This window comes from Salipiger sp. PrR002 (genome assembly GCF_010500775.1).
Classification (GTDB): Bacteria; Pseudomonadota; Alphaproteobacteria; order Rhodobacterales; family Rhodobacteraceae; genus Salipiger.
The window spans coordinates 39,027-56,292 of record NZ_JAAGOU010000011.1; the positions used below are offsets into that span (position 1 = coordinate 39,027).

15 protein-coding genes and 1 other RNA gene are annotated in these 17,266 nt (G+C 65.4%); 7 read left to right on the top strand and 9 right to left on the bottom strand.

Annotated elements, in window-relative coordinates:
- Nucleotides 1-4: 4 nt before the first annotated feature.
- Nucleotides 5-940, top strand: coding sequence for a LysR family transcriptional regulator (locus G0A00_RS13230; RefSeq protein ID WP_203595372.1), 936 nt, complete (start codon nucleotides 5-7; stop codon nucleotides 938-940).
- 34 nt (nucleotides 941-974) lie between these two features.
- Here G0A00_RS13230 and G0A00_RS13235 read toward each other — a convergent pair whose 3' ends face one another.
- The 5 genes from G0A00_RS13235 to G0A00_RS13255 all read right to left on the bottom strand — a co-directional run bounded on the left by G0A00_RS13235 (nucleotide 975) and on the right by G0A00_RS13255 (nucleotide 7,415).
- The gene (locus tag G0A00_RS13235) at nucleotides 975-1,979 is read right to left on the bottom strand and encodes a glycosyltransferase family 4 protein (RefSeq protein WP_164184019.1); all 1,005 of its coding nucleotides are present in this window, start codon (nucleotides 1,977-1,979) and stop codon (nucleotides 975-977) included.
- A 25-nt stretch (nucleotides 1,980-2,004) separates the two neighbouring features.
- A complete protein-coding gene (locus G0A00_RS13240) occupies nucleotides 2,005-2,985 on the bottom strand; it encodes a glycosyltransferase family A protein (protein WP_164184017.1) in 981 nt (326 codons plus the stop codon).
- A 16-nt stretch (nucleotides 2,986-3,001) separates the two neighbouring features.
- Nucleotides 3,002-3,916 carry a glycosyltransferase family A protein gene (locus G0A00_RS13245; RefSeq protein ID WP_164184015.1) on the bottom strand — a complete coding sequence of 305 codons (915 nt, stop codon included), beginning with the start codon at nucleotides 3,914-3,916 and terminating at the stop codon, nucleotides 3,002-3,004.
- Nucleotides 3,917-4,239: 323 nt separating this feature from the next.
- Entirely contained in the window at nucleotides 4,240-6,864 is a 2,625-nt protein-coding gene (locus G0A00_RS13250; RefSeq protein WP_164184013.1) for an ATP-binding protein, read from the bottom strand.
- A 41-nt stretch (nucleotides 6,865-6,905) separates the two neighbouring features.
- Nucleotides 6,906-7,415 carry a molybdopterin-dependent oxidoreductase gene (locus tag G0A00_RS13255; protein ID WP_203595373.1) on the bottom strand — a complete coding sequence of 170 codons (510 nt, stop codon included), beginning with the start codon at nucleotides 7,413-7,415 and terminating at the stop codon, nucleotides 6,906-6,908.
- Between the two features lie 403 nt (nucleotides 7,416-7,818).
- Here G0A00_RS13255 and G0A00_RS13260 point away from each other — a divergent pair, with 403 nt between their 5' ends.
- The 5 genes from G0A00_RS13260 to G0A00_RS13280 all read left to right on the top strand — a co-directional run bounded on the left by G0A00_RS13260 (nucleotide 7,819) and on the right by G0A00_RS13280 (nucleotide 12,920).
- Nucleotides 7,819-8,433, top strand: a complete 615-nt coding sequence (locus G0A00_RS13260) for a response regulator transcription factor (RefSeq protein WP_066110342.1) — start codon at nucleotides 7,819-7,821, stop codon at nucleotides 8,431-8,433.
- 201 nt (nucleotides 8,434-8,634) lie between these two features.
- On the top strand, nucleotides 8,635-9,930 hold the full coding sequence (locus tag G0A00_RS13265) for an extracellular solute-binding protein (RefSeq protein ID WP_164184009.1): 1,296 nt from the start codon (nucleotides 8,635-8,637) through the stop codon (nucleotides 9,928-9,930).
- 98 nt (nucleotides 9,931-10,028) lie between these two features.
- Nucleotides 10,029-11,000, top strand: a complete 972-nt coding sequence (locus G0A00_RS13270) for an ABC transporter permease subunit (protein WP_164184007.1) — start codon at nucleotides 10,029-10,031, stop codon at nucleotides 10,998-11,000.
- Nucleotides 11,001-11,004: 4 nt separating this feature from the next.
- Complete coding sequence (ugpE, locus tag G0A00_RS13275) at nucleotides 11,005-11,847, top strand: sn-glycerol-3-phosphate ABC transporter permease UgpE (protein WP_164184005.1); 843 nt, start codon at nucleotides 11,005-11,007, stop codon at nucleotides 11,845-11,847.
- Complete coding sequence (locus G0A00_RS13280) at nucleotides 11,847-12,920, top strand: sn-glycerol-3-phosphate import ATP-binding protein UgpC (RefSeq protein WP_164184003.1); 1,074 nt, start codon at nucleotides 11,847-11,849, stop codon at nucleotides 12,918-12,920. Before ugpE ends, G0A00_RS13280 begins: the two co-directional genes overlap by 1 nt.
- A gap of 145 nt (nucleotides 12,921-13,065) precedes the next feature.
- Here the strand turns inward: G0A00_RS13280 and ffs are convergent.
- Nucleotides 13,066-13,164, bottom strand: an RNA gene (gene ffs, locus G0A00_RS13285) — signal recognition particle sRNA small type.
- Between the two features lie 190 nt (nucleotides 13,165-13,354).
- On the opposite strand from ffs, the gene G0A00_RS13290 reads away from it, so the two are divergent.
- Nucleotides 13,355-14,506, top strand: coding sequence for an ATP-binding protein (locus G0A00_RS13290; RefSeq protein ID WP_164184001.1), 1,152 nt, complete (start codon nucleotides 13,355-13,357; stop codon nucleotides 14,504-14,506).
- A 7-nt stretch (nucleotides 14,507-14,513) separates the two neighbouring features.
- Here G0A00_RS13290 and G0A00_RS13295 read toward each other — a convergent pair whose 3' ends face one another.
- From G0A00_RS13295 to G0A00_RS13305, 3 genes are all read right to left on the bottom strand, one after another.
- Nucleotides 14,514-15,275: an ABC transporter permease gene (locus tag G0A00_RS13295; RefSeq protein ID WP_164183999.1), complete on the bottom strand. Its 762-nt coding sequence runs from the start codon at nucleotides 15,273-15,275 to the stop codon at nucleotides 14,514-14,516.
- Between the two features lie 103 nt (nucleotides 15,276-15,378).
- Nucleotides 15,379-16,173, bottom strand: a complete 795-nt coding sequence (locus G0A00_RS13300; protein WP_164183997.1) for an ABC transporter ATP-binding protein — start codon at nucleotides 16,171-16,173, stop codon at nucleotides 15,379-15,381.
- Nucleotides 16,174-16,234: 61 nt separating this feature from the next.
- Nucleotides 16,235-17,239 carry an ABC transporter substrate-binding protein gene (locus G0A00_RS13305; RefSeq protein WP_164183994.1) on the bottom strand — a complete coding sequence of 335 codons (1,005 nt, stop codon included), beginning with the start codon at nucleotides 17,237-17,239 and terminating at the stop codon, nucleotides 16,235-16,237.
- Nucleotides 17,240-17,266 lie beyond the last annotated feature (27 nt).

A 17,266-nucleotide genomic window follows, 5' to 3' on the forward strand; every position in this document is an offset into this window, starting at 1 on the left:
CGTGATGCCACCGCTGCCAAATCTCCGTGCCATGCAGGCCTTTGAAGCGGTGGGTCGCTGCGGCTCTGTGCGCCGCGCGGCGCAGGAGCTTGGGGTGTCTTCGGGCGCGGTCAGCCAACAGGTGCACCGGCTCGAAGAGCATCTGGGCCTCGTGCTGCTAGAGCGGCGTGGCCGACAGCTGGAGCTTACCAGTTGGGGCCGGGTCTATCACGCCGAACTGAGCAAGGGCTTTGCCCAACTCAACCACGCGGGGGCGGCACTGGCGCGGGCGCGCAATCGCCATGGCTTCGTGATCAGCTCGCTCACCACCGTGACGAACAAATGGCTGGGGCCGCGGCTGTTCGAGTGGACCGCCGAAAATCCCGGTGCGCCGGTGCGCCTTATGGGCACCGAGATCGAGCCGGATCTGCACCATGACAACGTCGATTTCCGGCTGTTCTTTGAAGACCGTCCGCCGCATGAGCATTACACCGAGCTGTTCACCGATCGCATCGTTCCGGCTTGCGCGCCCGCGCTGCTGGGCGGGCGTCACCTGCAGCGGCCCGAAGAGATATTCGAGTTTCCGCTGCTCGAGATCGTCTGGACAGACAGTTTCGCCGCGCATCAGGTGCCGGACTGGGAGCAATGGGCCGCCCATTGCGGCCTGCCGCCGCCGCCCAGTTCGGCCAAGCCCGCGCTGACCTTCGCGCTGTCGTCGAGCGCGATCGACGCGGCGGTGTCGGGGCGGGGCTTTGTGCTGGGACAGCTGGCGATGATCGGCGAGGAACTGGCCAGCGGCAGGCTCGTCGTGCCCTTCGATCTGCGCATGCCGCTTGCGGTGCCTTACGGGCTGGCGTGGGACCGGGCGTCGCTGGAAAAACCCATGGGGCGGGCGCTGCGGGACTGGTTGCTGATGCAAGGACGCCAGCAGCAGCAGATCTGCGCCGCCGCTGCGGGCTGACGATGGCGCGCGTGCCGAGCCGCGACCGCGTGGCTCAGATTGTGGCGAAGCCGGTCGCTTTGCCGCGCTGGCGCAGCGCGACCCGCTCGAGCAGGGCCCGCCAGCCCTGAAGCGTGGCTTCATGCGGCAGTTCGGCGGGCAGGCGCGGCGCTTCTGCGGGTGCGGCGAGCACGTCGCTCAGCGCGCGGCTCCACGCGCCGATCGAAAGATCGGCGATGGCCACGGTGCCGGGGCCCATCTGCTCGGAGAGCCCGTCGCGGCCCGACATCAGAACCTTGCGCCCGGCGACCTGCGCTTCCTGTGCGACCAGACCGAAGGGCTCCCAGCGCGAAGGGATTGCAATCGCATCGGCAAGGCGCAGCGCCGCCTGCGCCGGGACCTCGCCGTGCAGGGTTACGCGGGGATCGTGCCGGGCCATGGTGCGCAACTCGGCGCGCTGCGGCCCGTCCCCAAAGATATCGAGCCGTGCCTCGGGCGCGGTGACCGCAGCGAAGGCTTGGATCAGGATGTCATAGCCCTTTTGGCGGTGCAGCGTGCCGACCGCCGCGATCCGGCGCACCGGGCCGACCGGACCGGGCAGGGTGGCCAGAGCCGACAGATCGCTGCTCGGCGGGATCACCGAAAGCTGCCCCGTCGGAACCAGCGCGTGGCGGCGCATCCAGCGCGCCTGCGCTTGGCTGACGGCGACCACATGATCGAAAAGCGCGAGCCCGCTGCGCAGCGAGGTCCGAAGGCGGCCGCGGCGGCGGGTGCTGGCGGCCAGCAGGCCTTCGCAGTGGTTGTGCTCCACATGCACCAAAGTGGTGCCGGGGTGGCGCGCGCGCAGCGCCATCAGGCCCGGCAGGCTATGCCACGACAGCGGCAGATGGGAGACGATGACATCGGCCTCGACACGCGCGGCCCCGGCGGCAAAGCGCGACACCGGCACAAGGCGGTGCTCGGCCAGCGCACCGAGCCCGGCATCGCTCTGCAGGAACGCCAGATAGCGGGCAAGACCGTAGCTCGCGCGGTCGTCGTGAAGATGGGCTATGCGAAGCATTGGCAAGTCTCCAGGCGCGGGTGGGTCAGGCGGATCTGCCGCGGGTCTGCGGCGATGTATCGGGGCGGGCGGAAGAGCCTGTCAGCGCGAGCCGCAGGCTTCCAAGGCAACTCGACAACGTGGCGCGCGGCTCTTCTAGAAGCGGGCTGGGCGAGGTGGCAAGTGCGCTGCGCAGCAGGGCGGCGGCCATGCTCCTGTCGCGGTTCACCAGCGCAAGCCGCCCAAGGTCGCGGTATTGGTAGGCGCGGGCAGCGCGGAAATGCCGACCAAAGAAATGCCGGTCGAGCGCCGCAAGCTTTCCGACCATCCGCTCCCATGCGGCCAGATGCTTGTCGGTGCGGGCGGCGCTTGCATTGGCCGGGGCGCGGCAGCGGCTCAGCACACCCGGAACGCCCGCGATCTCCCAATCGGTGGTGAGCGCGAAACGCAGCCAGCACTCGATGGTCTCGCATTGGCGGAAGGTCTCGTCGAAGAACCAATCGCGCTCGGTCTCCTGCGGCGGACGGAAGGCGAGCCCGCGCAGCGCAGTGCGGCGGAACATGGCGGTCGAACCATTGCCCACCGGGTTGCGCCGGAACACCCGCGCAGCGCCGGTGCCGCGCAGCGGCGGGGTGATCTTCATGCCTGTCGGGGTGCCTTGCGCGTCCAGCAGTTCATAGCCCGCGTAGCTCAGCCCGACAGTTGGCCGGGTCTCGAACTGCAGCACATGTTCGGCCAGTTTGGTCGGGCTCCACAGATCGCCCGCATCGCAAAAACCGATGTAGCTGCCACGCGCGGCGGCGATGCCGCTGTTGCGCGCGCCAGAGACGCCGCGGGTGCGCTGGCGCAGCACGCGGATGCGCAGATCACCCAGCGACTCCGCCAGTTCCGCGGTGCCGTCGGTGGAGCCGTCATCAACGACGATGATCTCGAGATCGGGTCGGCTCTGCGCGCAGAGGCTGCGGAGCGTGGGCTCCAGCCGGTCTGCGGCGTTATGGGCCGGAACGATGATCGAGGCGCAGGGCATCAGGGCGGCTCCGGTCTCAGCGCGAGAGCAGGGCGCAGCGCAGCGAGCGCGGCAGCACGGAGGCGAGCAGGGCGCCCGTCAGCACGCGCACGCCGGAGAATGGGTTCGAGAACCAGCCCGAGGGGCAAGCGGCGCAGCAGTAAAGACCAAGGCGTAGGGTTTGCAGGCCGGGTGCGCCAAGGCGCAGCGCGCGGCCAGCGAGCGTGCGCATGTAGCCCGCCTCGGCGCGCGCATCGCTGAGGACGCCGTAGCGTGCGGCGCTGGTCAGCGCGAGCGCGCGGCCGGCCGCCATGCCTTCGAGATCGGTGGACAGACCGTTGGCCGAGGAGAGGTAGTTCACCAGCACCTCGTCGAGGCCGATGACGTTCGCGCCGTCACCCACGAGCCGGATCATCCACTCAAGATCGGCGTTGTGAACCATCTCGGTGTTGAAACCGCCGCTGGATAGGAAGCTTTCGAGGCGGATCGCCACGTTGGACATGGTGCAGACCGGATCGTTGCTCAGCAGCGCATCGACGGTCAGCTTGGCCTCGGGTTCGGGCGAAAGGCCAAAACGCTTCTTGCCCTGATACATCGCCACGCGGGCAAAGCAGGCGTCCACCTCTTCATCGTCGAAGACGGCATCGAGGCGTTCGAGCTTCTCAGGGTGCCAGGTGTCGTCGGCATCAAGGAAGGCGATGATTTCGCCATCGGCCTCGGCCAGCGCCATGTTGCGCGCCGTGCTGGGGCCGACGCCGCTGTTCTTCATCAGGCGGAAGCGCAGGTCGATGCCCGCCATGGAGGCGACGATCAGTCGGGTGTCGTCGGTCGAGCCGTCGTCGATGATCAGCGCTTCCCAGTCGCCCTCGGTTTGCGCCAGCAGGCTGTCGAGCGTGTCGCCGATGGTGTCTTCGGCGTTGAAGCAGGGAATGACGACGGAAAAGCGGGGCATCTTCAGGCATCCTTCTCTGCGGGGCAGGACCAGGGTGAAAACCGATAAACAGAATGGGCAGCAACATGCGGCCCGTGACCTTTTCTAACTGGACATGCCCGCCGCTGTCTTTCGCGCCGGAGGGGAGGGAAATGGGGCAAGCGGTGAGAGCCCTATCCGTCCGGGTAGGATGCGCGGCCAACGACTCACCGGATCCGCGGAAAACGCCCTTTGGTGAGTCGGGACGGGCCCGCTAAGCAATTGAGGCAAAAAGAAATGCGGCAGCCAAACGGCTGCCGCATTTGCTGTGTCATGCCGGGGCTCCGGCGGGTTTCAGGCGGGTGTCAGGCAGCTTCGAGACGTGCCTCCAGCGCCGCGCGGCTGTCGCGCCAGAGCGCGCGCAGAGCGGCCAGTTCCTCGGGGGCGGGCTGCTCTCCGAGCTTGACCTGCGTCTCCACCCGGCCAAGCGCCAAGCGCAGCGCCTCGACACCGAACGGCCCGCAGGACCCGGCGCATTGGTGCGCGACCGGAGCAAGATCGGGATCGTCCGGTGCGGTCTCGGCCAGCGCTTCGATGTTCTGGTCCATCTCGGTGAAGAAACGCTCCAGCAGTTTGCCGGCGGCGGCGCGCGGGATTTCCGTCAGGAAGGCATCAAGCCGTTCTTCGTCCAGCAGGCCCTCGGCACGCTGCGGCACTGCGGCCACCGGGGTCGGCACCTGCAGAGGGGCTGGCGCCTCGGCTTCGGGCGCCTCGGCCTCTTCGGCGCTGCAGGGCGTGCTCGGGGTGCAATTGGCGGCGGTCACCTCGGCCAGCGTGCGCAGCAGCAGCGGGCGGTCGATCGGCTTGGTCAGACAGGCGCTCATCCCGACCTTGTGGAAACGGGCGCGCTCTTCGGGCAGGGCGTGGGCGGTGAGCGCGATGATCGGCACCTCCGCCGAGGCCCCGTCCGAGGCCCGGATCCGGCTGGTCGCCGTGGTGCCATCCATGACCGGCATCGAGATATCCATCAAGATCACGTCGAACCGGCGCAAGGCTGCGCAATCGACGCCGGTCTGCCCGTTCTCGGCGATGCTGACGGTATGGCCCTCGGTCTCAAGCATCTCGCGCACGATGAAGCGGTTGATCTCATTGTCCTCGACCAGCAGCACGTCGAGCGGACGCTGCGGCTTGTCGGGGCAAGTGCTGGGCTCTTCTGGGGTGGCCGCGAAATCGGGCGCGGGCTGCAACGGCACGCGGATCCAGAACAGGCTGCCTTCGCCGGGTTCGCTTTCGGCGCCGATCTCGCCGCCCATCAGGCGCATGAAGCGCCGGGCGATGCCAAGGCCAAGGCCGGTGCCGCCGGACTCGCGCGCATAAGAGGAATCCAGCGTCTCGAAGTCCTGGAAGATGCGGGTCAGGTCTTTTTCGGCGATGCCGATGCCGTTGTCGATCACGCGGAACTCGACCTCGGTCTTCGCCGCGTCGAGATATTCCACCTCGATCTCGACCGAGCCGTCGCGGGTGAATTTCAGCGCGTTGCCGACGAGGTTGAGCAGAACCTGACGCAGGCGGCGGGCATCGCCGATGGCGCCATCGCCCTCGGGGCCGCACCAGCGCCAGTTGAGTTCGTTGCCATAGGTCTGTGCCAGCGGCTGCGCCGTCTCGACGAGGCCACTGAGCAGCCGGTTGATCGAGAAGGGCGCTTCGTCGGCCTTCATCTTGCCCGCCTCGAACTTGGCCAGATCGAGCACATCGTTGACCAGTTCCAGCAGCAGGCGGCCCGAGCTTTGCATCCGGTCCAGCAGGTCGGTCTGCCGCACCGAAAGGCTGTGGTCGCGCATCAGCTGCATGGCGCCCAAAAGCCCGTTCAGCGGCGTGCGCATCTCGTGGCTCATCACCGCGAGGAATTCCGATTTCGTCCGTTCGCCCGCCAGCGCCCGGTCGCGCGCGTCGGTCAGCTGCTCTTCGGCTTCTTTCCAGTTCGAGATGTCGCGGATGTAGAAGACGTAGAGAGCGTTCTCCGCATCGGCGCGGTCGGCCGAGATCTCTGCCGGGAAGAGCGTCGCGTCGCGGGTCTGCAGCGTGATCTCGAAATGCTGTTCCTCGGGGCGCGGGCGGCGGTGCTCTTCGATGAAGCTGAGCGCGCCAAGCTGATGCTGGGCGAGGTTCTCGGGCGGCACCATCAGTTCCAGCGCCAGACGCCCGACAGCCTCGGCGCGGGTGTAGCCAAAAAGCGTTTCGGCGGCGGTGTTGAACTCGCGCACCACGCCAACCTCATCGGTCACGACAATGGCGTTGGGCGAGGTCTGCACGATGGTCTTCATCCGGGTGCTGGCGAATTGCAGCGCGTCAGCCCGTTTCTGCGCGAGGCGGAACAGGCGGAACATCGCGTAGGCCAGCAGCGTGAGACCGACGAAGAGCGCCAGCAGCACCGCGGCGATGTAGATCATCAGCTCGGTGATGCCCTCGCGGCGAGCATCCGAAACCTCGGCAAAGGCCGAGAGCGCGGCGAGCGAGAAGGCGCGGACGTCAGCCGAGACACTCTCGGACTGGGCGAGCATATCTGGCAGTTCGGATTCCAGCCCCTCATCCGGTCCGTCGATCAGCGGCACCGTGTTTTCGAGGAAATCCAGCACCCGCATGCGCGGCGCCGAGGATTGCAGCGACTCGCGCAGCGAATGGAACACGCGGCCGCTGCTCATGGTGACCATGCGGCTGTAGAAGATGTCGAACCGGCGGCGCACGCCTTCGAGCGCTTCGGGGTCGTCCTGCGCTTCTTTCAGCGCCAGCCGGAATTGCAGAAACTCCACATCCGCCTGCGCGAGGCTCCACTGCAGGTTGTCGGAGTTGGCGACCGAGAAATCGTCGATCTCTCGCAGGACGAGCCACCCCAGCCAAACCACGAGCCCGGCACAGAGCACGAGGGCGGATACCGCGCCACCGGTCTGGACGAGGGTTGTACGACTTTGGGTTGAGGTGTCTTCAGACAAGGTCAACTTAATCATGCCTCCAAGGGCATGAACCGCGCGCCCTAGTCAAGCACGATGATGCGGTCCAGCTGCCAGATTGCGCGCGAGTAGATTTGCTCGGTCTGATACTCGGGGTTCTGATCGAACGGATAGACGATCCACAGCGGACCCTTCTGCCGCACGGGCATCGTCTCGCCGTTGTTCAGGAAGGCGACCATAGGCCCGTCGTCGACCCAATCCTCACGCGGGATGTCGACCGCATAGTCGTTGATCGCGGTGGCTTTGATCACGTCGCCCTCGGCACCCACCAGTTCCATCAGGTCGCTGAGTTGAACGCCGGTGAAGGTCTGATCGCCGTCGGTCCAGATCGTCTTGGTGGTGAAGGTGCGCGTTTCGAGATTTTCGAGCATCTCGAAATCAAAGCTCGCCGTATCGCCAACATTGGTGTTGGTGATCGCGCCGCTGACAACCAGCAGCGGGTCGCCCGTGGGTTCAGGCAGATCTTCCGCGACCACAGGCGTGGCGAGGATGGCAAGTGCAATCACGGCGCGCAGGGGCGAAAGAAGAGACATGGGGCGACTCCTTGGTGCGTTGTCGAATACTGTCATACGCGGCAGCGAAGCGGTATCGGGGCAATGGGAGGGTTCCCTATCCGTCCGGGTAGGGAGCTCTGATCGCGGCCATAGCTCGCTTTTTTATTTGGGGCAGCCCATGCCGTAACGGAGCCTTCGGACAGGGGTGAGCGACAATGGGCTCTTGATACAACACGTTAGCGGAATTTTGCCGAAAACACGTCAAGGTTTAGCATGGCAGGAAGGTCACACGCCGCCTTTTGTCCTTAATTTAACCGTAATCAGGCGACAGATTTGCTATTTGTTTAGAGAACGATGACCGGCGATTCGTCGGAGGATTTCGGGGAGACGGGACATGATGGCTCGGCAGGTGGCTCAAAGTTTAACCAGACCGGCCAATATGCTGCGGGTTTTGATCGCCGACGACCATGACCTGCTGCGCGATACGCTGCAGATCTTTCTTGAAGGCGAAGGCACGTTCGAGACGGTCTGCGTGGCCAGTTATTCCGAGGCAGAGGCGCTGGTGAAGGCGGGCGAGCAGTTTGATCTCGTGCTGCTCGACTACTCGATGCCGGGGATGAACGCACTCGACGGGTTCCACAAGATGCGCGCGCTTGAAGGTACGCACCGCGTGGCGATCATCTCGGGAACCGCAAGCCGCGATGTCGCCGAACAGGTGCTCGAAGCCGGTGCCGCCGGGTTCCTGCCCAAGACCCTCTCTGCCAAGTCGCTTGTCAACGCCGTGCGCTTCATGGCGATGGGCGAGCAATATGCGCCGCTCGACTTCATGCGTCAGGAAGAGGCCGCGCCGAGCCACCCGATGGCCGAGCGCCTGTCCCCGCGCGAGCTTGAAGTGCTCGAAGGGCTGACGCAGGGCAAATCCAACAAGGAGATCGCCCGCGATCTCGATATCCGCGAGCCGACCGTGAAGCTGCACGTGAAAACGCTCTATCGCAAGATCGGCGCCTCGAACCGCACGCAGGCCGCCATGCTGGCCAAGGAGGCCGGGCTTTTCTGAAGCCCCCGCAAGACCTCGAGCAGAGCAACGCGCCGGCATTGCCCGGCGCGTTTGCTTTTGCGTCTAGGGCAGGGGCAAAGGGGCCGGACGTCATCGAAACGTCACGCAGGCGAAATCAAAACGTCACGCAACGTAATGCGAAGTGTCACAGTCCCGGCTTAGGGGCTGCGGTCAGACAACGCCTGACCAATGAGGGACACAATGATCAAGCTTGCAGCAGGGACAGTGACTTTCGCACTGACCGCCTCGACCGCACTCGCTGCCACCGACATCACGTGGTGGCACGGCATGGGCGGCCGCAACGGCGAAGTGATCAACGAGATTTCGCAGCAGTTCAACGAAGCGCAGGACGCATGTAACCTGACGCCGATCTCGCGCGGCACCTACGAAGAGGCGCTGTCGTCGGGCATCGCCGCTTTCCGTTCGGGTGAGCAGCCGAACATCCTGCAGGTGTTCGACGCGGGCGCCGCCACCATCATCGCCGCGAAGGGCGCGACGATCCCCGCCGAAGACCTGATCAAGGGCGCGGGCGAAGAGTTCAACCGCGACGACTTCATCGCCGGTGTGCGGAACTTCTACGCTGACAGCGATGGCAAGTTCATCGGTATGCCGTTCAACTCGTCGGCGCCGATCATGTATTACAACATCGAAGCCTTCGAGAAGGCGGGCGTCGAGCCGCCGAAGACTTGGGAAGAGTTCGAAACGGTAGCTCCGAAGCTCAAAGAGGCCGGCTACCTGCCGATGACCGCCTCGCAGCTGACTTGGATGATGGTCGAGAACTTCAAGTCGCGGAACAACCAGCAGTTCGCAACCAACAACAACGGTTACGACGGCACTGACGGCACCGAGATCATCGTCAACGATGAGAACCAGGTGATGATGTTCGAAAAGCTCAAGGCATGGGCCGACGAAGGTCTTTATGGCTTCTACGGCGCTGGCTGGGCTGACAACCTCAAGCCCTTCGAAGAGGGCGAGGCCGCCATGTGGATCGGCTCGTCGGGCAGCTTCGGCGGCCTGCAGAAATCGGCGGATTTCGATTTTGACGCCGTCTACATGCCCTATTGGGACAGCATCGAAGGTGCCGGCACGCAAAGCTTCATCGGTGGCGCCGCGCTTTTCGCTATGGCCGGCAAACCCGACGCCGAGAACGCCTGTACCGCGAAGTTCTTCTCGTTCCTGACCTCGCCCGAGACGCAGGTCTACTGGCACAAGAACACCGGCTATGTGCCGATCACCGAGGCCGCCTACGAGATGGCCAAGGGCGAAGGCTACTACGACGAGCAGCCGGTGGCCGAGGTCGGCATCCAGCAGCTGATGCTCGACGGCGGCGAATGGTCCAAGGGCTACCGTCTGGGCTTCTACCCGCAGATCCGCTCGGTGATGGAACGCGAGTTCAACCGCATCTTCTCGGGTGAGACCGACGTGCAGGCCGCGTTCGACACCATCCAGGAAGAGGGCGACGCGCTGCTGGCGCGCTTTGCCAAGACCGCCAACTAAGACCGGCCCTGCCGCGTTCAGGGGCCCCGGGCGGATGTCCGGGGCCCCGCTGCCGTTGACGCGCCACGCAGGCGCACAGACCGATCAGGACACAGCCCGTGACCGACACTCCCATGACCTTGCCAAGGGCCGAGCGCAGCGCGCTGGATCGCCTGCGCGCGTGGTGGGGCGGCGAGACCGCCAACCCCGTCAAACGCGTGCAGTTCGACCGCCCGCTCACCCCATGGCTCTTTCTGCTGCCGCAGCTCGCGGTGGTGGTGATCTTCTTCTACTGGCCCTCCGTGCAGGCGGTGACCTCGTCGTTTTACCTCGAAGACCCCTTCGGTTTCGGCGCCACCTTCGTCGGGATGGAGAACTACACCGACGCGCTGAGCAGTTCGGGCTACCTCTCGACCGCCGCCTTCACCGCCTTTTTCTGCGTGGTGGTGACCGGGCTGGCGCTGGGGCTGGGGCTGCTGCTGGCGGTCAAGGCCGACAAGGTGATCCGCGGCGCCGAGACCTACAAGACGCTGCTGATCTCGGTCTACGCCATCGCGCCGCCGGTCGCCGGACTGATCGGCATGATGTTCTTTGACATGCACATGGGGCCGATGAAGGATCTCGCCGCCTTTTTCGGCTACGATCTGAAGGTCGGCATCAACTACTGGGACACCGCCACCGCGCTGATCGTGATCGCCGTGTGGAAGCAGATCCCCTACAACTTCATCTTCTTCCTGTCGGGGTTGCAGTCGGTGCCGGTCTCGGTGCGCGAAGCCGCGCTGATCGACGCGCAGTCCGGCTGGCGCCGGTTCAAGGACATCACCCTGCCGCTGCTGGCGCCCACCGCCTTCTTCCTGCTGGTGATCAACATCACCTATGCGATGTTCGACACTTTCCCGATCATCGACGTCATCGTGAAGGACAAGCCCGCCAACAACCCGATGACGCTGGTCTACAAGGTCTATCTCGACGGCTTCAAAGGCAATGACATCGGTGGCAGCTCGGCGCAGTCGGTGATCCTGATGATCGTCGTGGCTCTGCTGACGGTGCTGCAGTTCCGCTTCCTCGAACGCCGCGTGCATTACGGGTGACGCCATGCAGAAAATCAAACCCCTCGACCACCTGATCCTGATCCTCGGCGCGCTGTTTCTCTGCACGCCGGTGGTCATGGCGCTGATGTCCTCGACCCATGCGGCGATCGACATCCATTCGAATGGCCTCTACCTCACGCCCGGCAGCCACGGCGCCGAGACCTACGGCAAGGTGCTGACTCACAAGGGTGGTTTCACCGGCGACGTTACCGGCCTTTTGATGCTGGGCAACTCGATGATCATGGGCCTCGGCTTTGCGATCGGGAAGATCGTGCTGTCGATGATGGCCGCCTACGCGCTGGTCTATTTCCGCTTCCGCTTTGCCACGCTGATGTTCTGGGCGATCTTCGCCACGCTGCTGCTGCCGCTCGAGGTGCGCATCGTGCCCTCCTATCAGGTGATGTCGGAGCTGCATCTGCTCAACACCTACACCGGGCTGATCGTGCCGCTGCTGGCCTCGGCCACCGGCACGTTTTTCTTCCGGCAGTTCTTCCGCTCGGTGCCGGACGAGCTGCTAGAAGCGGCGCGGATCGACGGCGCGGGGCCGGTGAAATTCTTCATCGACGTGCTGGTGCCGCTGAGCAAAACCATGATGGCGGCGATCTTCATCATCATGTTCATCTACGGCTGGAACCAGTACCTCTGGCCGCTGCTGATGACCACGGACGAGAGCTTTTACACGCTCATGCGCGGCATCAAGTCGATCCTGCAGGTCTGGGTCGGCAGCCAGATCCCCGATTACAACGAAGCCTTTGCCCTCGCGGTGCTGGCCATGGTCCCCCCGGTTGCCGTGGTGGTGATCTTCCAGCGCATGTTCATCAAGGGCCTGACGGAAAGTGACAAATAATGGCTGAGCTTACTCTCAAGTCGGTCGGCAAGACCTACTCCGGCGGCGTCGATGCCGTCTCGGATGTGAACATCGATATCAAGGACGGCGAGTTCATCGTGCTCGTCGGCCCCTCGGGCTGCGGCAAGTCCACGCTGCTGCGCATGGTGGCGGGGCTGGAGACGGTCACGCGCGGCGACGTGATGATTGGTGGGCGGCGGGTGAATGACCTCGATCCGGCCGAGCGCGATATCGCCATGGTGTTCCAGAACTATGCGCTCTACCCGCATATGTCGGTCCGCGACAACATGGCCTACGGGCTGAAGAACCGCGGCGAAAGCAAAGCGGTGATCGAGGAGCGGGTGGCCGAGGCCTCGCGCATGCTGGAGCTTGGGCCATATCTCGACCGTAAGCCGCGCGCCCTGTCGGGCGGTCAGCGCCAGCGGGTCGCCATGGGCCGGGCCATCGTGCGCCAGCCCGCCGCCTTCCTCTTCGACGAGCCGCTGTCGAACCTCGACGCCAAGCTGCGGGTGTCTATGCGTATGGAGATCCGCAAGCTGCAGCAGCGGCTCGGGACGACCTCGCTCTACGTCACCCACGACCAGCTCGAGGCGATGACGCTCGCCGACCGGCTGGTGGTGCTGAACGGCGGGCGGGTCGAGCAGATCGGCGCGCCGCTTGAGGTCTACCGCAAGCCCGCGTCCACCTTCGTCGCCTCCTTCATCGGGGCACCGGCCATGAGCCTTCTGGATGCGCGGATCGAGGGCGGGCGTGTGCTGCTCGAAGGTCATGCGCTGGCCGAGGTGGGCAATGCGCCGGGGCCGGTGACGCTGGGCATCCGGGCCGAGGATCTGCGCATCGTCGAGACCGGCGGCCTGCCGATGAAAGAGGATTATGTCGAGGAACTGGGTGCGCAGCGCATCGTGCACGGGTTGGTCGGCGGGCAGGTTCTGGCGGTGGTCGACACCCGCGACACGCCGCTGACGAATGAGCTGCACGTGGCGGTCGATCCGCAGAGGCTGCATCTTTTCGACACGCAGAGCGGGCGCCGCATCGAGAAATCGCTGCAGCGCATGGCCGAGCCGGCGCAATGATCTGTGCGCCGGTCGTCGCACGCGAGTTGTCGACCGGCGCGCACTTACCACGGCAGAGCATGCACGCCCGAGCGGGACAAGTGACTGGGCTGAGGCCCAGTCCGCTGCCGGGCATCTTGCTGCGGACTATAAAGCCGGGGGGATGAGGTGAGAGGCTGGACAACGACCCAAGCGGGGCTCGTTACGGCTGCTTCCTTCCGGACCTGACCGGGTTGGCGAGGCGCCTGCCCGCGCCAACCTCTCAATGCCGCATATAGAGTGCCGGACCGGGGGGACGCAAGGGGGCGGGGCAAGAGATTTTTCCGCAGGCGTCCAAGCAACGCTTTCCCTTGTTTTATCTGGGCCGGTATAAAGGGCGACCGGGCCCCTCTTGCTCCCGGGGCCACGCCGGTCTAGCCTCAATTATCAAAATCGCTATAAAGTGGGGCCGTGCGATGACCAGCCGCAGCAATGGACGCGAATTTTACGTGGGTCGCAAAGAGCTTGCCGAGGCAATTGCCGCGCGGCTGTCGCTCGATCCGCTGATGGGCAGCCCTTCGGGCCTGCTCTTGGCGGCACCGCGGCGGACGGGCAAAAGCACTTTCCTGCGCCGCGATCTTCTGCCCGTGCTCGAGGCGCGCGGAGATCATCCGGTGCTGGTCGACCTCTGGGCCGACCGCAAGGCGGACCCCGGGCAACTCATTGCCGACGCGCTGGCCGCCGAGATTACCGCGCTGCCGACGCCGACCGAGAAAGCCCTGCGCGCCCTGCCGGTGAAGGCGATCAGCATCGGCGGGCTTAGGGCCGAGATCGGCGGTGTCGCCGAGGGCCGCAATCTGACGTTGACCGAGGCGCTGATCGAGATCGGCGCTCGGGCGAAATCCGATGTGGTCTTCATCATCGACGAGGCGCAGCAGGCGGTGACCTCCGAGGCTGGGCTCGACGCTATGTTCGCGCTGAAAGCCGCGCGCGACGCGATGAACCAGCGCCCCGAGGGGGCGCGGCTTTTCGTGCTGTGCACCGGATCGAACCGGGACGGTCTGGCGGGGCTCGTCTCGACCAACCAGCAACCCTTCTTTGGCGCGCGGGTCGAAGACTTCCCGACGCTGGGGCGGCCCTATGTCGATGCGCTTGTGGCGGCGATCAACCCGCGGCTTGCGGAGGACAACAAGCTCGATCCCGAGGATGTGGCGCGGGCCTTCGATCTGCTGGGGCACCGGCCCGAGAAACTGGTGGAAGTGGTGCAGCAGCATGCGGCGTGGCTGCCCGGCAGCGCCGGGCTGAAGCGCACGCTGGAAGAGCGCGCTGATGAGCTGCGAGCGCGGGTCTGGGACCAATATGGATCGGATTTCGATGCGCTGACGCGGCTGCAACGCGCGGTGCTCGAGGTGCTGATCCGCGACGGGGCCGATTTCGCGCCATTCCACGAACGGACCGTGGCCCGCGTCGGCGAGATCATCGGAGGTCAGAGTTCGGCGCAGGCGATCCAGAAGGCGCTGGATGCGCTGCGCGAGAAGCAACTGGTCTGGCGGCCCGGGCGGGGGCGCTATGCGCTCGAGGATCCGGACATGAAGGGATGGCTTCTGGCGCGGATGGGGAAGGGCTGAGCGGGGCTCAGCCCTGCGGGCGCTCGGCCCAGCCCGTGAAGATTTTCTCCAGCGCCACAACCACGTAGTAGAGCACGATGCCAAGGAAGGCCAAGGCGATCAGCACCGCGAACATCAGCGGGTAATCCGAATTGGTCTTGCCGGAATCGAAGAGCGCGCCGAGGCCGCGGCCATGCGGGCTGACGATCTCCATCAGGTTGGTGCCGATAAAGGCCAGCGTCACCGCCACCTTCAGCGCGCCGAAAAACTCCGGCAGGGTTTTGGGTAGGGCGATCTTCCAGAAGATCACCGACTGGCTGGCGCCGAGCGAGCGCAGGATGTCGCGATACTCGGGCTCCAGCGTCGACAGGCCAATCGAGACCGAAACGGCGATCGGGAAGAAGGAGATCATGAAAGCGATGAGCACCGTGTTGAAATCATGCATGCCGACGAACATCAGCGCGACGATCGGCACGACGGTGGCCTTGGGCACGGCGTTGAAGCCCACCAGCAGCGGGTAGAGCGCGTCGCGCATGGTGCGCGAAAAGCCCATCACCATGCCAAGCGCCGTGCCGAAGATCACGGCAATCAGCAGCCCCACGACGGTGCGCCAGAGCGTCTGCCAGCCCATGGTCAGAAACAGGCTCCAATAGCGCTCGTAGGCGGGGAGGAGGTCCGAGGGCGAGGCCATCTTGTAGTTCGGCCAGCCCATCACCCAGACCAGCGCCTCCCAGAGCGCGAGGAAGATGAGGATGGCGAGGGTGGGGACGGCGATCTGGCGGAAGGTCATGACGGGCTCTGCTCCGCGACCCGGCCAGCGGAGGCGCGGGCCCCTGCGGCGGGATTTGCGTATTTGGAAAGAGAAGAAGCGGGGGCGGCGCGCGTGCTCGGCATCAGGCGGGCGCCTCTGCCGGGGCGCGGCCCTGCGCGATCTCGATCTGGTGGCGCAGCGTGGCGAGCATTTCGGCGGCCTGCGGCGTGTAGAGATGGTCGATTCCGCGCGCGCCGGTGATCCCGGTGTCGAGGGTGAACTGGGTGCGGGCGGGACGGCCCGAGAGCACCACCACCTGATCGGCGAGATAGATCGACTCGCGCAGGTCGTGGGTGATCAGCACGCCGGTGAAAGGCTCTTTTTCCTTCACCTGATGCATGATCTGCCACAGATCCTCGCGGGTGAAGGCGTCGAGTGCGCCGAATGGCTCGTCGAGGATCAGCACCTCGGGGCTGTGGACGAGGGCGCGGCAAAGCGAGGCGCGCTGGCGCATGCCGCCCGAAAGCTCGGACGGGCGCTTGTCCTCGAAGCCTTCGAGACCGACGAGGGCGAGCAGGTAGCGCGCGCGCTCTTCCTGCTGTTTCTTGCTGAGCTTGGTGGGCACGATCTCCAGCGGCAGCATGACGTTCTTGAGGATCGAGCGCCATTCCAGCATCACCGGGTTCTGGAAGGCCATGCCGACGGTGGAGCGAGGGCTTTTCACCTTCTCGCCATGCAGCCAGACCTCGCCCTCGTCCGGCTTCAGTAGGCCCGCGACCAATTTGGTCAGCGTGGACTTGCCGCAGCCCGAGGGGCCGACGACGGCGGTAAAGCCGCCTTCGGGCACCGCCAGTTCAAGCCCGTCCAGCACCGGAAGCGGGCCGCGGGCGGTCTTATAGGCGTGGCGCACGCCCTTGATCTCGATGAGGTTGGTCATGTCGTGCCTTCGCTTCACCGGGGGCAGGCCTGCCGCCCCCGGTGACAGGGGTGGGGCCATGTCACTCGAGCGGGAAGCCGCCCTCGGGCAGATATTCGCCGGTGAAATAGAGCGCGGCGTCGGGAGCGTTCTGGAACTCATAGGTGAGCTTGATCTGCTCCAGCGCGCTGTCCATCCGGGCGTCGTCGATCGGGCCGAAGCCGTTCGCCTTCGTCCAGTCGGTGACCACATTGGCCTCCAGCGCCAGTTCCAGCCGGCGGGTTTCAAGCTCGGCATCCGCGGCGGGGTTGCGGGTCATCAGGCTTTCCACCGCTGCGGCGGGATCGGCCGCCGCGTCCTTCCAGCCCGCGGCGACGGCGGCGAGGAAGCCCTTCAGAAGCTCGCCGTTCTCGGCCGCCCAGTCGGTGTTGACGATGATCGCATTGCCGTAGAGGTCGACGCCATAGTCGGCCATCAGGATCGTCGAGATGTCAGCCTCATCCACGCCGAGACGTGCGGTGTTGAGATAGGAGGTGAAGGAAAACCCGGTGACCGCGGCCACTTTGCCCTCGGCCAGCATCGGCTCGCGGGTCGGGAAGCCGACCGGCTCGACGGTGATCGCGTCGGTGTCGAGGTCGTTCTCGGCGGCGAAGATCGGGAATTGCGCCCAAGCGCCATCGGGCGGCGGCGCGCCGAGCACCTTGCCCTCGAGGTCCTTGGGCGCGGAGACGCCCAGCGACTTGCGGCCAATGATGGCGAAGGGCGGCTTGTCATAGACCATCATCACGCCGGTGACCGGCGCGCCGGGGTTCTGGTCGAGGAATTTGATCAGCGAGTTGATATCGGCAAAGCCCACCGGGAACGCACCTGTGGCGACCTTCGGAATGGCGTCGAGCGAGCCGGATCCTGCAGAGATTTCCACCGCGAGATCGGCATCGGCGAAGTAGCCCTTGTCGATGGCGACGAAATAGGGGGCCGAGGGGCCTTCGAATTTCCAGTCGAGCGCGAAGGGCAGGGCGGTTTCGGCTTGGGCGGCAGCAGCAGCGGCCATAAGGCCAGCGGCCAGCGCGAAGGCGCGGGGGTACATGGTGGGGTTTCCTCCGTGTTGGGGCGG

Coding starts and splice junctions, on each gene's coding strand:
- G0A00_RS13230 (WP_203595372.1), top strand. CDS start 5: ATGCCACCGCTGCCAAATCTCCGTGCCATGCAGGCCTTTGAAGCGGTG.
- G0A00_RS13235 (WP_164184019.1), bottom strand. CDS start 1,979: ATGCTTCGCATAGCCCATCTTCACGACGACCGCGCGAGCTACGGTCTT.
- G0A00_RS13240 (WP_164184017.1), bottom strand. CDS start 2,985: ATGCCCTGCGCCTCGATCATCGTTCCGGCCCATAACGCCGCAGACCGG.
- G0A00_RS13245 (WP_164184015.1), bottom strand. CDS start 3,916: ATGCCCCGCTTTTCCGTCGTCATTCCCTGCTTCAACGCCGAAGACACC.
- G0A00_RS13255 (WP_203595373.1), bottom strand. CDS start 7,415: ATGTCTCTTCTTTCGCCCCTGCGCGCCGTGATTGCACTTGCCATCCTC.
- G0A00_RS13265 (WP_164184009.1), top strand. CDS start 8,635: ATGATCAAGCTTGCAGCAGGGACAGTGACTTTCGCACTGACCGCCTCG.
- ugpE (WP_164184005.1), top strand. CDS start 11,005: ATGCAGAAAATCAAACCCCTCGACCACCTGATCCTGATCCTCGGCGCG.
- G0A00_RS13280 (WP_164184003.1), top strand. CDS start 11,847: ATGGCTGAGCTTACTCTCAAGTCGGTCGGCAAGACCTACTCCGGCGGC.
- G0A00_RS13290 (WP_164184001.1), top strand. CDS start 13,355: ATGACCAGCCGCAGCAATGGACGCGAATTTTACGTGGGTCGCAAAGAG.
- G0A00_RS13295 (WP_164183999.1), bottom strand. CDS start 15,275: ATGACCTTCCGCCAGATCGCCGTCCCCACCCTCGCCATCCTCATCTTC.
- G0A00_RS13300 (WP_164183997.1), bottom strand. CDS start 16,173: ATGACCAACCTCATCGAGATCAAGGGCGTGCGCCACGCCTATAAGACC.
- G0A00_RS13305 (WP_164183994.1), bottom strand. CDS start 17,239: ATGTACCCCCGCGCCTTCGCGCTGGCCGCTGGCCTTATGGCCGCTGCT.